Genomic DNA, 15,649 nt, shown 5'->3' with positions numbered 1-15,649 from the left:
GGGATTGTCCGATCAGGCCGCCGGCTTCACGTCCAGAAGTTCGACCGAGAAGCGCAGGGTCGAGTTGGGCGGCAGTTCGTCGCCGCCGACCCAGCGGCCGCCGTAGCCGAGCGAGGCGGGGATGACGAACTCATAGATCTCGCCCACGCGCATCAGGGCGACGCCCTCGGTCCAGCCCTTGATGACGCGGTTCAGCGGGAACTCGGCCGGCGCGTTGCGGGCGTAGGAGCTGTCGAACTCGCGTCCGTCGATGAAGGTGCCGCGATAGTGGACCTTGACCGTGTCGGTGGCCGACGGCTGGGCGCCCTCGGGATGAGCCTTGCCGACGCGACGGTACTGCAGGCCGCTTTCGGTCGTGGTCCAGCCGCGCCGGGCGCCGTTCCAGGCCAGATAGGCGGTGTTGCCCGCGTCCCAGGCCTGTTGCGGCGTCAGAGAGGCCTGACCCTCCACCTCGGCGGCGGCGCGGGCGGCGGCCGAGGCGGTCTCGGCGTAGGTGACGGGCTGGCCGCGCGAGGCGCAGGCGGCGAGCGAGAGAGCGGCGAGCAGGGGGAGGGCGATGCGAGTCATAAGGCGACGCTAGCAGGGTGTCACGCTGTGCGGCAGAGGGATTTTCCCTTCTCCCGTTGGGAGAAGGTGGCCCGAAGGGCCGGATGAGGGAGCGCCGGTGGGCCAACTCGCACCATCTTGCCCCTCACCCTTTCGCGCTAAGGACGATCGCTGACGCTCTCGTGCGCTCAAGCCCTCTCCCGGCGGGAGAGGGTTCACAGGCCTAGCGCCGCCGCGACCCTGGTCTGGAAGTCGGGCTGTTCGCCGACGTCGTTGTGGCCGGCCTGAGGGAAGCTGAGGTGCTCGACCTTGACGCCTTCGGCCTCAAGTTCTCGGGCCAGGCGGCGACTGAGCGACGCCGGCAGGGTGTCGTCGCGGCCCGCCTCCAGCACCACCACCTTGCCGGAGTAGCCCTGAAGCGCGGCCGGGATGTCGATGCCGTTCAGATTGGGGGCGATGTGGATCCGTACGAAGGGGCGCGCCCAGCCGACCATGGTGTCCACGGCGGCGCGGGTGCTGGGGGTCGTCGTCTCCAGCACCAGGGCGTCGGCGTGCATATATTGAGCGGCCTGGGCGCAGACGGGGCCGCCCAGGGAATGGCCCCAGGCGATCAGCTTGCGGCCCTCGGCGTCGGCCTGGGCGCGGGCGGCGTCGGCGACGGCCGTGCCGGCGGCCATAAAGCTCGCGTAGTCCGCCTGGCCCGCCGTGCCGCCATAGCCGGGATAGTCGAACATCAGGGCGTCGCCGAACGGCGCCAGCTTGGCGGCGGTCCTGCCCGCGCCGGCGCTGCGCCGGAAGAGATTGCCGCCGCAGAACAGGATCAGGGGCGCGTCGGCGCGACCGGTCCGAACGCGGGTGACGCCCACGGTTCCGCCCGAATAGGGAAGGCTGAGGACGTCGGCCTCAAAACCCATGGGGATGTCGGCGGGCAGGGTGATCTTCTCGGCGGCCAGCCGGGTGTCGGGATAGAAGAAGGCGTCCTCCGGGACGTTCATCGACAGACAGCCGGACAGCAGAACGGCGGCGGCCAGGATCGTAAGGCGTAGGTGCATGTTTCGCGCTCCCCTGGAACGATCATGCGGAGGTCGCCGGGGTTGTCAATCGGGTGCGTAGGCGCCGGTTTCTCCATGCCGTCGTCTGGTTCCCGAAAAACTGCGACCCAGGTCTTTATTTCGCCGTGGAAGCGAGTATATGTCCGCGTTCCGCAACACTCCTAAAGAGTCTGCGCGCAAGCGCCGAGGCCCGGTCCGTCGCCCTCCGACCGGAGCGAAGGCGCGGCTCCTTCCCCAGGGAGCCGGTACATTTCAGGCGTCCTGGCCCGGCAGCGGGCCGAGGGTGGACGCCGAAAACCTGGCTGCGGACGCTTAAAACGCGCGCCGTGGCTGCTGCATTTCACGCGCGATTTCCCCGGATTGCGCGCCATGGGAAACACTGAATGACTGACGTCGCCCACGATCTCGCCATCAACGGTCAGATCGCTTCCGCCACTTCGTTCACCGGCAAGAAGCGCATCCGCAAATCCTTCGGGCGCATCCCCGAAGCGGTCGCGATGCCGAACCTGATCGAGGTCCAGCGCGCTTCCTACGAACAGTTCCTGCAACGCGAGGTCCGTCCGGGCCAGCGCAAGGAGCAGGGCATCGAGGCGGTCTTCAAGTCGGTGTTCCCGATCAAGGACTTCAACGAACGCGCCATCCTGGAATACGTCTCGTACGAGTTCGAGGATCCGAAGTACGACGTTGAAGAATGCATCCAGCGCGACATGACCTATGCCGCGCCGCTGAAGGTCAAGCTGCGCCTGATCGTGTTCGAAACCGACGAGGAAACGGGAGCCCGTTCGGTCAAGGACATCAAGGAGCAGGACGTCTACATGGGCGACATCCCGCTCATGACGGACAAGGGCACCTTCATCGTCAACGGCACCGAGCGCGTGATCGTCTCGCAGATGCACCGTTCGCCGGGCGTCTTCTTCGACCACGACAAGGGCAAGACGCACAGCTCGGGCAAGCTGCTGTTCGCCGCCCGCGTGATCCCGTACCGCGGTTCGTGGCTCGACTTCGAGTTCGACGCCAAGGACGTGGTCTACGTCCGCATCGACCGCCGCCGCAAGCTGCCGGCCACGACCTTCCTGATGGGTCTGGGCATGGACGGCGAAGAAATCCTGAAGACCTTCTACGAGACCGTGCCCTACGAGAAGCGCGGCGAGGGCTGGGTCACGCCGTACAAGGCCGAGCGTTGGCGCGGTGTGAAGCCGGAGTTCGACCTGGTCGACGCCGACACCGGCGAAGTGATCGCCCAGGCCGGCCAGAAGATCAGCGCCCGCGCCGCCAAGAAGCTGGGCGACACCACGACCTCGCTGTCGCTGGCCGCCGACGCCCTGGTCACCAAGTATCTGGCCAATGACGCCGTCAACTTCGAGACCGGCGAGATCTTCGCCGAGGCCGGCGACGAGCTGGACGCCCCGACCATCGAAGTGCTGGAGCAAAACGGCTTCACCACCATCGAGGTGCTGGACATCGACCACGTCACGGTCGGCGCCTACATGCGCAACACCCTGCGTATCGACAAGAACGACACCCGCGAGGACGCCCTGTTCGACGTCTATCGCGTGATGCGTCCGGGCGAGCCGCCCACCCCGGAAGCCGCCGACAACATGTTCAACTCGCTGTTCTTCGACAGCGAACGCTATGACCTGTCGGCCGTCGGCCGGGTCAAGATGAACATGCGCCTGGAGACCCCCGAGGTTTCCGACGAGATCCGCGTCCTGCGCAAGGACGACGTGCTGAAGGTGCTGCAGATCCTGGTCGGCCTGAAGGACGGCCGCGGCGAGATCGACGACATCGACAACCTGGGCAACCGCCGGGTCCGTTCGGTCGGCGAACTGCTGGAAAACCAGTACCGCGTCGGCCTGCTGCGGATGGAGCGCGCCATCAAGGAGCGCATGTCCTCGGTCGATATCGACACGGTCATGCCGCACGACCTGATCAACGCCAAGCCGGCCGCCGCTGCGGTTCGCGAGTTCTTCGGTTCGTCGCAGCTGTCGCAGTTCATGGACCAGACGAACCCGCTGTCGGAAATCACCCACAAGCGTCGCCTTTCGGCGCTTGGCCCGGGCGGTCTGACGCGCGAGCGCGCGGGCTTCGAAGTCCGCGACGTTCACCCGACCCACTACGGCCGCATCTGCCCGATCGAAACGCCGGAAGGCCCGAACATCGGCCTGATCAACTCGCTGGCCACCCACGCGCGCGTCAACAAGTACGGCTTCATCGAGAGCCCGTACCGTCGCGTGAAGGACGGCGTGGCCCAGAACGAGGTGGTCTACATCTCGGCCATGGAAGAGTCGAAATACACGATCGCCCAGGCCAACATCGAACTGAAGAACGGCAGCATCGTCGAGGACCTGGTCCCCGGCCGGATCAACGGCGAATCCCAGTTGCTGAACCGCGACGCCGTGGACATGATGGACGTGTCGCCGAAGCAGGTCGTTTCGGTCGCCGCCGCCCTGATCCCCTTCCTGGAAAACGATGACGCCAACCGCGCACTGATGGGCGCGAACATGCAACGTCAGGCCGTGCCTCTGGTGCAGTCGGACGCGCCGCTGGTCGGCACCGGCATGGAAGCGGTCGTGGCCGTGGACTCCGGCGCCGTCGTGGTCGCCCGTCGTGAAGGCGTCGTCGAACAGATCGACGGCACCCGGATCGTCGTGCGCGCCACCGGCGACGTGGACGCCGCCCGTTCGGGCGTCGACATCTATCGCCTGTCGAAGTTCCAGCGTTCGAACCAGTCGACCTGCATCAACCAGCGCCCGATCGTGCGCGTGGGCGATCAGGTCAAGGCCGGCGACGTCATCGCCGACGGCCCCTCGACGGACCTGGGCGAACTGGCCCTGGGCCGCAACGCCCTCGTCGCCTTCATGCCCTGGAACGGCTACAACTTCGAAGACTCCATCCTGATCTCGGAGCGCATCGTGCGCGACGACGTCTTCACCTCCATCCACCTCGAGGAATTCGAAGTGATGGCGCGTGATACGAAGTTGGGCCCGGAGGAAATCACCCGCGACATCCCCAACGTCGGCGAGGAAGCCCTGCGCAACCTCGATGAAGCGGGCATCGTGGCCATCGGAGCCGAGGTCCAGCCGGGCGACATTCTGGTCGGCAAGGTGACGCCGAAGGGCGAAAGCCCGATGACCCCTGAAGAGAAGCTGCTGCGCGCCATCTTCGGGGAGAAGGCTTCGGACGTCCGTGACACCAGCCTGCGCCTGCCGCCCGGCGTCGCCGGCACGATCGTTGACGTTCGCGTCTTCAACCGTCACGGCGTCGACAAGGACGAGCGCGCCATGGCGATCGAACGCGCCGAGATCGAACGCCTGGGCAAGGACCGCGACGATGAGCTCAAGATCCTGGAGCGCAACGTCTATGGCCGCCTGAAGCCGCTGATCCTGGGCAAGAACGCCGTCTCCGGTCCCAAGGGCATCGGCCGCGGTGAACTGACCGAAGAGAAGCTGGCCGAGGTCAGCCGTGGTCTGTGGTGGCAGATCGCCCTGGACGACGAGAAGGCCATGGGCGAGCTGGAGGCGATGAAGCGCCAGTTCGAGGATGCGCGTAAGCAACTGGACCGTCGTTTCGAAGACAAGGTCGAGAAGCTGCAACGCGGCGACGAACTGCCCCCCGGCGTGATGAAGATGGTCAAGGTCTTCGTGGCCGTGAAGCGCAAGCTTCAGCCCGGCGACAAGATGGCCGGCCGTCACGGCAACAAGGGCGTCATCTCCAAGATCCTGCCGATCGAGGACATGCCGCACCTGGAAGACGGCACGCACGTTGACGTCGTTCTGAACCCGCTGGGCGTGCCTTCGCGCATGAACATCGGCCAGATCTTCGAAACCCACCTGGGTTGGGCCGCCGCCGGCCTGGGCAAGCAGATCTCCGGTCTGTTGGAAGCCTGGCAGCAGGGTGGTCAGAAGCAGGCGCTGATCGATCGTCTGACCCATATCTACGGCCCGGAAACCCCGTTGCCGCAGGATGAGGAAGAACTGATCGAACTGGCGAAGAACCTGTCCAAGGGCGTGCCCTTCGCGACCCCGGTCTTCGACGGTGCGCACATCGGCGACATCGAACGCCTGCTGGAAGAGGCGGGGCTGAACAAGTCGGCCCAGTCGATCCTGTACGACGGCCAGACCGGCGAGCAGTTCAAGCGTCCGGTCACGGTCGGCTACATCTACATGCTGAAGCTGCACCACCTGGTCGACGACAAGATCCACGCCCGCTCGATCGGCCCGTACTCGCTGGTCACCCAGCAGCCGCTGGGCGGTAAGGCGCAGTTCGGCGGTCAGCGCTTCGGGGAAATGGAGGTCTGGGCTCTGGAAGCCTACGGCGCCGCCTACACCCTGCAGGAGATGCTGACGGTGAAGTCCGACGACGTGGCCGGCCGGACCAAGGTCTACGAGGCCATCGTCCGCGGCGACGACAGCTTCGAGGCCGGCATTCCCGAGAGCTTCAACGTGCTCATCAAGGAAATGCGTTCGCTGGGTCTGAACGTGGAGCTGGAGAATTCGTGAGGCGTGACGCGTGAGTCGTGACTGGGCCGACGCCCGTCACGACTCACCAATCACCAATCACGGCGCTGTTCTCCCTCTGAATAATTTTCGCGGCTCTAGCCGCAGCAAGGAACCAAGATGAACCAGGAAGTCCTGAACATCTTCAACCCGGTCCCGGTCACCCCGACCTTCGACCAGATCAAGATCGCCCTGGCCTCGCCGGAGAAGATCCGCTCGTGGTCGTTCGGCGAGATCAAGAAGCCGGAAACCATCAACTACCGCACGTTCAAGCCCGAGCGTGACGGCCTGTTCTGCGCCCGTATCTTTGGCCCGACCAAGGACTACGAATGCCTGTGCGGCAAGTACAAGCGCATGAAGTACAAGGGCATCATCTGCGAGAAGTGCGGCGTCGAAGTCACCCTGGCCCGCGTTCGCCGCGAGCGCATGGGTCACATCGACCTGGCCGCCCCGGTCGCCCACATCTGGTTCCTGAAGTCGCTGCCGTCGCGCATCTCGCTGATGCTGGACATGGCGCTGAAGGACGTCGAGCGCGTCCTGTATTTTGAGAACTATATCGTCACCGAGCCGGGCCTGACCCCGCTGAAGCAGAACCAGCTGCTGACGGAAGACGAATTCTATCGCTATCAGGAAGAGTTCGGCGATGACGGCTTCACCGCCGAGATCGGCGCCGAGGCCGTCCGCAACCTGCTGATGGGCATCGACCTGCACGCCGAGGCTGAAAAGCACCGCGGCGAGCTGGCGGACAGCCCGTCGGAAATGAAGGCCAAGAAGGCGTCCAAGCGCCTGAAGCTGATCGAGGCCTTCCTGGAATCGGGCAACAAGCCCGAGTGGATGATCCTGACCATCGTGCCGGTCATCCCGCCGGAACTGCGTCCGCTGGTGCCGCTGGACGGCGGTCGTTTCGCGACCTCCGACCTGAACGACCTGTATCGCCGCGTCATCAACCGGAACAACCGCCTGAAGCGCCTGATGGAGCTGCGGGCGCCGGACATCATCATCCGCAACGAAAAGCGGATGCTGCAGGAATCCGTCGACGCCCTGTTCGACAACGGCCGTCGCGGCCGCGTGATCACGGGCGCCAACAAGCGTCCGCTGAAGTCTCTGGCCGACATGCTGAAGGGAAAGCAGGGCCGCTTCCGTCAGAACCTTCTGGGCAAGCGCGTCGACTATTCGGGCCGTTCGGTCATCACCGTGGGTCCGGAACTGAAGCTGCACGAGTGCGGCCTGCCCAAGAAGATGGCGCTGGAGCTGTTCAAGCCGTTCATCTACGCGCGCCTTGACGCCAAGGGCCTGTCGGGCACCGTCAAACAGTCCAAGCGCATGGTCGAGCGCGAACAGCCCGCCGTCTGGGACATCCTGGACGAGGTCATCCGCGAACACCCGGTTCTGCTGAACCGCGCGCCGACGCTTCACCGTCTGGGCATCCAGGCGTTCGAACCCAAGCTGATCGAGGGCAAGGCCATCCGCCTGCACCCGCTGGTCTGTACGGCGTTCAACGCCGACTTCGACGGCGACCAGATGGCCGTGCACGTCCCGCTGAGCCTCGAGGCCCAGCTGGAAGCGCGCGTCCTGATGATGTCGACCAACAACATCCTGTCGCCCGCCAACGGCAAGCCGATCATCGTGCCGTCGCAGGACATCGTCCTGGGTCTGTACTACCTGTCGCTGGTCAAGGACGGCGAGCCGGGTGAAGGCAAGCTGTTCGCCAATATGGGCGAGATCGACGCGGCGCTGGACGCCAAGGTCGTGACCCTGCACAGCCGCATCAAGGCGCGCTGGACGGAACAGGACGCCGAAGGCAAGGAGGTGACCAAGGTCATCGACACCACGCCGGGCCGGATGAAGCTGGGCGCCCTGCTGCCGCGCAACCCGAACGTCGGCTATCGCCTGCTCGAGAAGAACCTGACCAAGAAGGAAATCGGCAATCTGATCGACGTGGTCTATCGCCACTGCGGTCAGAAGGCGACGGTCATCTTCGCCGACCAGATGATGGGCCTGGGCTTCCGCGAAGCCGCCAAGGCCGGCATTTCGTTCGGCAAGGACGACATCGTGATCCCGGCGAAGAAGGCCGAACTGGTCGCCGAAACCCGCACCCAGGTCGAGGAGTACGAGCAACAGTACGCCGACGGCCTGATCACGCGCGGCGAGAAGTACAACAAGGTCGTCGACGCCTGGGCCAAGGCCACGGACCGGATCGCCGACGCCATGATGGGCGAGATCGCGCAGCCGCGCGTGCTGATCGAGGGTGAAAACCCCGACATCAACTCGGTCTTCATGATGGCCAACTCCGGCGCCCGGGGTTCGCAGGCGCAGATGAAGCAGCTGGGCGGCATGCGCGGCCTGATGGCCAAGCCCTCCGGCGAGATCATCGAGACGCCGATCACCTCGAACTTCAAGGAAGGCCTGACCGTCCTTGAGTACTTCAACTCCACCCACGGCGCCCGTAAGGGTCTGGCCGACACCGCGCTGAAGACCGCCAACTCGGGTTATCTGACCCGTCGTCTGGTGGACGTGGCGCAGGACTCGATCGTCACCGAGGACGACTGCGGCTCGACGCGCGGCATCACCCTGCGCGCAGTCATGGAAGGCGGCGACGTCCTGGTCTCGCTGGGCGCCCGCATCCTGGGTCGCTATGCGGCCGAGGACATCAAGGAGCCGGGCACGGACACGGTCCTGTTCCCCGCCGACACCTATCTGGTGGAAGAAGTGGTCGAGGCGGTCGACGCCGCCGGCGTTCAGTCGGTCAAGGTCCGTTCGGCCCTGACCTGCGAGGCGGAAGCCGGCATCTGCGCCCACTGCTACGGGCGTGACCTGGCGCGCGGCACCAATGTCAACATCGGCGAAGCGGTCGGCGTCATCGCCGCCCAGTCGATCGGCGAGCCGGGCACCCAGCTGACGATGCGGACCTTCCACATCGGCGGTACGGCCCAGGTGGCGGAAACCTCCTTCATGGAGGCGACCAACGCCGGCGTGGCCAAGATCACCGGCCCGACCGTCACCGCCGCCCACGGCGACCTGGTGGCGATGAGCCGCAACGTCATCGTGACCGTGGTCGTGGACGGCAAGGATCGCGAGACCCACAAGGCGCCTTACGGCGCCCGGATCCGGGTCAAGGAAGGCAGCGAGGTCAAGAAGAACCAACGTCTGGCCGAGTGGGACCCCTACACCACGCCGATCCTGACGGAAGTCGGCGGCCTGATCCGCTTCGAGGATCTGGTCGAAGGCCTGTCGGTCAAGGAAGAAACCGACGAAGCGACGGGCATCGCCCAGCGCGTCGTCAGCGACTGGCGCGCCAGCCCGCGTGGTTCGGACCTGCGTCCGGCCATGGGCGTCACCCTGGGCGACGCCTACGCCAAGCTGGCCTCGGGCTCTGACGCCCGTTACCTGCTGCCCGTGGGCGCGGTTCTGTCCGTGTCAAACGGCGACGAGGTCAAGCCGGGCGAGATCATCGCCCGCGTCCCGACCGAAGGCGCCAAGACCCGCGACATCACCGGCGGTCTGCCGCGCGTCGCCGAACTGTTCGAAGCCCGCCGTCCCAAGGACTGCGCGGTCATCGCCGAGATGGATGGTCGCGTCGAATTCGGTCGCGACTACAAGAACAAGCGTCGCATCAAGATCACGCCGGAAGTCAACGCCGACGGCGTGCAGGGCGAACCGGTCGAGTTCCTGATCCCTAAGGGCAAGCACATCTCCGTCCACGACGGCGATCTGATCCAGAAGGGCGACTACATCATCGACGGCAACCCGGATCCGCACGATCTGCTGCGCATCCAGGGCGTCGAGGCGCTGGCCGAGTATCTGGTGAACGAAGTGCAGGAAGTTTACCGACTGCAGGGCGTGCCGATCAACGACAAGCACATCGAAGTCATCGTGCGTCAGATGCTGCAGAAGGTCGAAGTCCTGGATTCGGGTGAAACCACCCTGATCCGCGGCGACACCGTCGAAGTGGCCGAAGCCGTTCTGGAAAACCTGAAGGTCGAGAAGCGCGGCGGCCGTCAGGCCACCACCCAGCCCGTCCTGCTCGGCATCACCAAGGCGTCGCTGCAGACCCGCAGCTTCATCTCGGCGGCGTCCTTCCAGGAGACCACCCGCGTCCTCACCGACGCCTCGGTCCACGGCAAGAAGGACATGCTGGAAGGCCTGAAGGAAAACGTCATCGTCGGCCGCCTGATCCCGGCCGGTACGGGCGCCTATCTGCGGGCCCTGCAGAAGATCGCCAACGATCGCGATGCAGAGCTGACGCAAGCCCGCGAAGACGCGATCGAGCCGCTGCCGGCCGATCTGCAACTGGAGCTGGAGAGCAGCGAAGGCTGATCTCCGGGTTCGGATGTGATGAAATGAAGAGGGCGGCGCCGGCGACGGCGCCGCCCTTTTTTCTATTCGTCCTTCCCGCCGATCTGCAGACCGCCGATGCTAGCCGAAAGGCCCTGAGGGCGGCGTTCGCCCCGGTTGATCGTCGTCTCTGCGCCCTGGCGCATGTCCACGCCCGGTACGTCGGGCAATTGCGCCCCGGCGCAGCCTGTACCGAAGTTGGATCCTGGGCAGTCCGCCGGGCCGACCACGCCGACGCCGCCGGACAGGGGGCGACGCTTGGCTTCCCATTCCGCCAGACGGCGAGCGCCCTCGCGGGCGAAGGCGGCGTCGCGCTGGGGATTGCCTGAGCCGGTGATCGGGGCGGCGTTCTCGCCGCGCCGGGCGAACGCGTCACGGCAATGGCGACGTTCGGCGTCGTTCAACAGGTCGGGCGAGGCGCAGCCGGGCAGGCCCTGGCGCAGCGACCGCGCCATGGCCCCGGACCGATTGGCGGGATCCACGCGCCAGACGTCGGCCGGCGGCGGCGCGCCGGGCGGCGCCGGGGCGGCGAGACGGGGACGCAGAGGCGCGGGCCGGGGCGCGGCCTCCGTCTCGGGCGTCCGCACCGACGGGGCGGGCGAGGCGTTCGAGGCAGAGGCGGCGACGGGGGCGACTTCCGGTCGGGTCACGGTCGGGACGCGCGGTCGCTCATCGGGCAGCAGGGGGCGGGGCTCGATGTCGAGATAGATCGGCGGCGGGGCGGCGACGATGTCGCCCCCCTCGATCCCCAGGGCCGTGAAGGACAGGGCGGCGATCAGGGCGGTGTTGATGGCGACAGCCGCCGTCGCCAGACCCGCCTTGCGCCAGTCGGGGCGTCGTCGATTCGGACGGGGCAGGGCGGACACGCTCATTCACGACGCTTTCGCAGATTGGGCAGGAGACCGTCCCGCGAAGAGAAGAGATCGACTTCGATATTGACGCCCTCGCACCCTGCGACCGGGTGGGGCGTCTCGCAAGCTGGATCGCCGCGCGGCGGTTCAGCGCGCTGCGCCTCCCATGCGGCCAATCTCCGCGCGCCGTGCCGGGCGAAGACAGCGTCGCGTTCGGCGTCGCCCGAGCCGGCGATGGGCCGCGCCGCGCCTGCGAATCGTCGCGCTCGATCTTCGCAGTAGCGACGCGCCTCGACCGACAGTCTGTTCGGTCCCTCGCAGGACAGGGGCAGGCCTCGCGTCGCCGCACCGGGGCCGACCCGCCAACGCGAATCGATGGCGTCGCCTAGGGTGGGGGCAGGAACGGCGGAAGGCTCAATGCGGCTGTCGTCGGGGCGCGGAACGCCGTCGGCGTCCTGCAGGATGCGGTGCGAGGCCGTGCGGGAAGCCGAGAAGGGCCTGACGGGCGCGCGCTCCTGGGCCAGGCGCGGGCGCGGCTCGATATAGAGATACAGGGGCGCGGCGGCCGGGGCGCCAAGATGGCCGGAGCGAGTGTCGCCGACGGACAGAAGCGCGATCAGGCCCGCATTCAGGCCCATGGAGACAACTACCAGCCCCGCCCTTCGCCCTCTCGACGGCCAGCCGCTCTCGGTCCGCATCCTGACCCCCCCCGTCACCCGAAAACGAGGCTCGGCTGCAAGCGTGGCCGCTTTCGGGCGCAGGTTGGGTTTGTTCGCGTCTTGGCTGTCGGCCAGCGCCAGGGGGCCGCCGCCGCACTTGACCAATCCCCCTATCGCGCGTAGAAGCCGCCCACTTTCGAGGCGTGGCCGGTTCGCCGGTCGCTGAGATCGTGACAATTGAACGGACGGGCTGTGCCCGCCGGAACGCCCAAAGCGCGCGTTCCGGCCCTTTGTGTTTTCCGGTGCGCCGGAGCGAACCAGGGACTGTTCGGGTCACGCGATCAGTCTCGATGACACCCGGGCGAGGGGATGGTCCCCCGTTCACAAGAAGGCGAGAGGCGCTTCGGTCGAAAGACACACGCCTCCATCAGAAGTCGAGATAAGTTTCGAATGCCTACGATCAACCAGCTGATCCGCAAGCCGCGCAAGCCCAAGCCCACCCGTAACAAGGTGCCGGCTCTGGAGGGTTCGCCCCAGCGTCGCGGCGTCTGCACCCGCGTTTACACCACGACCCCGAAGAAGCCGAACTCGGCTCTGCGTAAGGTCGCCAAGGTCCGTCTGGCCAAGAACGGCTACGAAGCCGTTTGCTACATCCCCGGTGAAGGCCACAACCTTCAGGAACACTCGGTTGTTCTGATCCGCGGCGGCCGCGTGAAGGACTTGCCCGGCGTTCGCTACCACATCCTGCGCGGCGTGCTCGACACGCAGGGCGTCAAGGACCGCAAGCAGCGTCGTTCGCACTACGGCGCCAAGCGTCCGAAGTAAGCCATTCGCGTCCGGGCCCCCGCGCCCGGAGGCCTTTTCGAGATCTTCCCGGCGAGCGCCGGGCACTGCAAGGAATACTCCATGTCGCGTCGTCACCGCGCCCAGAAGCGCGAAGTTCTGCCGGATCCCAAGTTCGGGGACCTGATCGTCACCAAGTTCATGAACTACGTCATGTACGAAGGTAAGAAGGCCGTCGCCGAGAACATCGTGTACGGCGCCTTCGACATCCTGGCCGACAAGAAGAAAGACCAGGAGCCGGTCGCCACCTTCCACGCCGCCCTGGACAATGTCGCCCCGTCGGTCGAAGTCCGCTCGCGTCGCGTCGGCGGCGCCACCTATCAGGTGCCGGTCGAGGTCCGTCCGGACCGTCGTCGCGCCCTGGCCATCCGCTGGCTGGTGAACGCCGCGCGCAAGCGTGGTGAAAACACCATGACCGAGAAGCTGGCCGCCGAACTGCTGGACGCCTCGAACAATCGCGGCACCGCGGTCAAAAAGCGCGAAGACACCCACAAGATGGCCGAGGCGAACCGCGCCTTCAGCCACTATCGCTGGTAAGCGTCTTAAAACCGTCTCCCTTTCAAAGGTAATGGGCGGTTCCTATCTAAGACTATCCGGCGCGGGCGGTTTGAGCTAAATCGCCCGCGCTCGCTTATCCGCTGCATCGACGATCATCCCGAGGGCGCCACCCGCGTCCTAGACCTACTTCTCAAGGCACGTTTTCATGGCTCGTACGCACAAGCTCGAGGACTACCGCAACTTCGGCATCATGGCCCACATCGACGCGGGCAAGACGACGACGACCGAGCGGATTCTCTATTACACCGGCAAGAACCACAAGATCGGCGAAGTGCACGACGGCGCTGCGACCATGGACTGGATGGACCAGGAGCAGGAACGCGGCATCACGATCACTTCGGCCGCGACGACCGCCTTCTGGCAGGGCAAGCGCCTGAACATAATCGACACCCCCGGACACGTGGACTTCACCATCGAAGTCGAGCGTTCGCTGCGCGTCCTCGACGGCGCCGTGACCGTGCTGGACGGCAACGCCGGTGTTGAGCCGCAGACCGAAACCGTCTGGCGCCAGGCCGACAAATATTCGGTGCCGCGCATCGTCTTCGTCAACAAGATGGACAAGATCGGCGCCGACTTCGACGCCTCGGTCCAGTCGATCCGCGACCGCCTGGGCGCCAAGGCCGTGCCGATCCAGTTCCCGATCGGTTCGGAAAACACCCTGTCCGGCCTGGTCGACATCGTCGAGATGCGCTCGGTCGTCTGGGACAACGACGCCCTGGGCGCCAACTTCACCGTCGGCGAGATCCCGGCGGACCTGGTCGACAAGGCCAATGAAGCCCGCCAGTACCTGATCGACAACGCCGTCGAACTCGACGACGAAGCCATGCAGGCCTATCTGGACGGCGTCGAGCCTTCGGTCGAAGTGCTGAAGAAGTGCATCCGCAAGGCCGTGCTGACCGGCGCCTTCTATCCGATCCTGTGCGGCTCGGCCTTCAAGAACAAGGGCGTGCAGACCCTGCTGGACGCCGTGGTCGACTATCTGCCGTCGCCGCTGGACATCCCGCCGACGCCGGGCATCGACTTCAAGACGGAAGAGCCGATCACCCGCAAGGCCTCGGACGACGAGCCCCTGTCGGTTCTGGCGTTCAAGATCATGGACGACCCCTTCGTCGGTTCGCTGACCTTCTGCCGCCTGTATTCCGGCAAGATGGAAACGGGCATGAGCCTGCTGAACTCCAGCCGCGACAAGAAAGAGCGCGTCGGCCGGATGCTGCAGATGCACTCGAACAACCGTGAAGACGTCAAGGAAGCCTTCGCCGGCGACATCGTCGCCCTGGCCGGCCTCAAGGAAACCCGCACCGGGGACACCCTGTGCGATCCGCTGAAGTCGCCCGTCATCCTCGAGAAGATGGAATTCCCGGCCCCGGTCATCGAGATCTCGGTCGAGCCCAAGACCAAGGCCGACCAGGAGAAGCTGGGCGTCGCCCTGGCCAAGCTGGCTTCGGAAGATCCGTCCTTCACCGTCTCGACCGACCACGAGTCGGGCCAGACCATCCTGAAGGGCATGGGCGAGCTTCACCTGGACATCAAGATCGACATCCTGAAGCGCACCTACAAGGTCGAGGCCACCATCGGCGCGCCGCAGGTCGCCTATCGTGAATCGCTCGGCCGCAAGGTCGACATCGACTACACCCACAAGAAGCAGACCGGCGGTACGGGCCAGTTCGCCCGCGTCATGATCACCTTCGAACCGGGCGAGCCGGGTTCGGGCTTCGTGTTCGAGAACTCGATCGTCGGCGGCGCGGTGCCCAAGGAATATATCCCGGGCGTCGAAAAGGGTCTGAACTCCATCAAGGATTCGGGTCTGCTGGCCGGCTTCCCGCTGATCGACTTCAAGGCGACCCTGACGGACGGCAAGTACCACGACGTCGACTCCAGCGTGCTGGCGTTCGAAATCGCGGCCCGCGCCGCCTTCCGCGAACTGAAGGAAAAGGGCGCGCCGAAGCTGCTCGAGCCGATCATGGCGGTCGAGGTCGTGACCCCCGAGGAATACCTCGGTTCGGTCATCGGCGACCTGAACGGCCGTCGCGGCATGATCCAGGGTCAGGACATGCGCGGCAACGCCACCGTCGTGAACGCCTTCGTGCCCCTGGCCAACATGTTCGGCTATGTGAACACGCTGCGCGGCATGTCGCAGGGCCGCGCCCAGTTCACGATGCAATACGACCACTACGAGCCGGTGCCGCAGCACGTCGCCGACGAAGTGATCAAGAAGTACGCCTAAGCTTTTCCTTTCGGAGAAGCGGACCTAAAAGCGCCCGGCCCGAAAGCCGGGCGCCCTTAACCCCCAGACTGCAGGAACCCCGGTT

9 protein-coding genes are annotated in these 15,649 nt (G+C 65.8%); 5 read left to right on the top strand and 4 right to left on the bottom strand.

Going from position 1 to position 15,649, the window contains the following annotated elements:
• Positions 1–12: 12 nt before the first annotated feature.
• Positions 13–567, bottom strand: a complete 555-nt coding sequence (locus AC1RSI_RS13515; RefSeq protein ID WP_008259539.1) for an FKBP-type peptidyl-prolyl cis-trans isomerase — start codon at positions 565–567, stop codon at positions 13–15.
• Between the two features lie 194 nt (positions 568–761).
• Positions 762–1,598: an alpha/beta hydrolase gene (locus AC1RSI_RS13510; protein WP_008261104.1), complete on the bottom strand. Its 837-nt coding sequence runs from the start codon at positions 1,596–1,598 to the stop codon at positions 762–764.
• Positions 1,599–1,981: 383 nt separating this feature from the next.
• On the opposite strand from AC1RSI_RS13510, the gene rpoB reads away from it, so the two are divergent.
• Positions 1,982–6,097 (top strand): DNA-directed RNA polymerase subunit beta, encoded by a 4,116-nt coding sequence (gene rpoB / locus AC1RSI_RS13505; protein WP_008260904.1) that lies wholly within the window; start codon positions 1,982–1,984, stop codon positions 6,095–6,097.
• Between the two features lie 117 nt (positions 6,098–6,214).
• Positions 6,215–10,411, top strand: coding sequence for a DNA-directed RNA polymerase subunit beta' (rpoC, locus tag AC1RSI_RS13500; protein ID WP_008263311.1), 4,197 nt, complete (start codon positions 6,215–6,217; stop codon positions 10,409–10,411).
• Positions 10,412–10,473: 62 nt separating this feature from the next.
• On the opposite strand, the gene AC1RSI_RS13495 is transcribed toward rpoC, so the two are convergent.
• Together AC1RSI_RS13495 and AC1RSI_RS13490 are read right to left on the bottom strand one after the other, a co-directional pair.
• A complete protein-coding gene (locus AC1RSI_RS13495) occupies positions 10,474–11,301 on the bottom strand; it encodes a hypothetical protein (RefSeq protein WP_008263034.1) in 828 nt (275 codons plus the stop codon).
• On the bottom strand, positions 11,298–11,918 hold the full coding sequence (locus tag AC1RSI_RS13490) for a hypothetical protein (protein ID WP_008263485.1): 621 nt from the start codon (positions 11,916–11,918) through the stop codon (positions 11,298–11,300). Before AC1RSI_RS13490 ends, AC1RSI_RS13495 begins: the two co-directional genes overlap by 4 nt.
• Positions 11,919–12,389: 471 nt before the next feature.
• On the opposite strand from AC1RSI_RS13490, the gene rpsL reads away from it, so the two are divergent.
• The 3 genes from rpsL to fusA all read left to right on the top strand — a co-directional run bounded on the left by rpsL (position 12,390) and on the right by fusA (position 15,564).
• Entirely contained in the window at positions 12,390–12,764 is a 375-nt protein-coding gene (gene rpsL / locus AC1RSI_RS13485) for a 30S ribosomal protein S12 (RefSeq protein ID WP_008260482.1), read from the top strand.
• 81 nt (positions 12,765–12,845) lie between these two features.
• Positions 12,846–13,319 carry a 30S ribosomal protein S7 gene (gene rpsG / locus AC1RSI_RS13480; RefSeq protein WP_008260172.1) on the top strand — a complete coding sequence of 158 codons (474 nt, stop codon included), beginning with the start codon at positions 12,846–12,848 and terminating at the stop codon, positions 13,317–13,319.
• A gap of 166 nt (positions 13,320–13,485) precedes the next feature.
• Positions 13,486–15,564, top strand: a complete 2,079-nt coding sequence (gene fusA, locus AC1RSI_RS13475) for an elongation factor G (RefSeq protein ID WP_008258868.1) — start codon at positions 13,486–13,488, stop codon at positions 15,562–15,564.
• The last annotated feature ends 85 nt before the right edge of the window (positions 15,565–15,649 follow it).

The organism is Brevundimonas sp. GW821-FHT10E09, from assembly GCF_058809375.1.
Note: the sequence above shows the minus strand (reverse complement) of the source record. Positions and strands in the feature narration are given on the sequence as shown.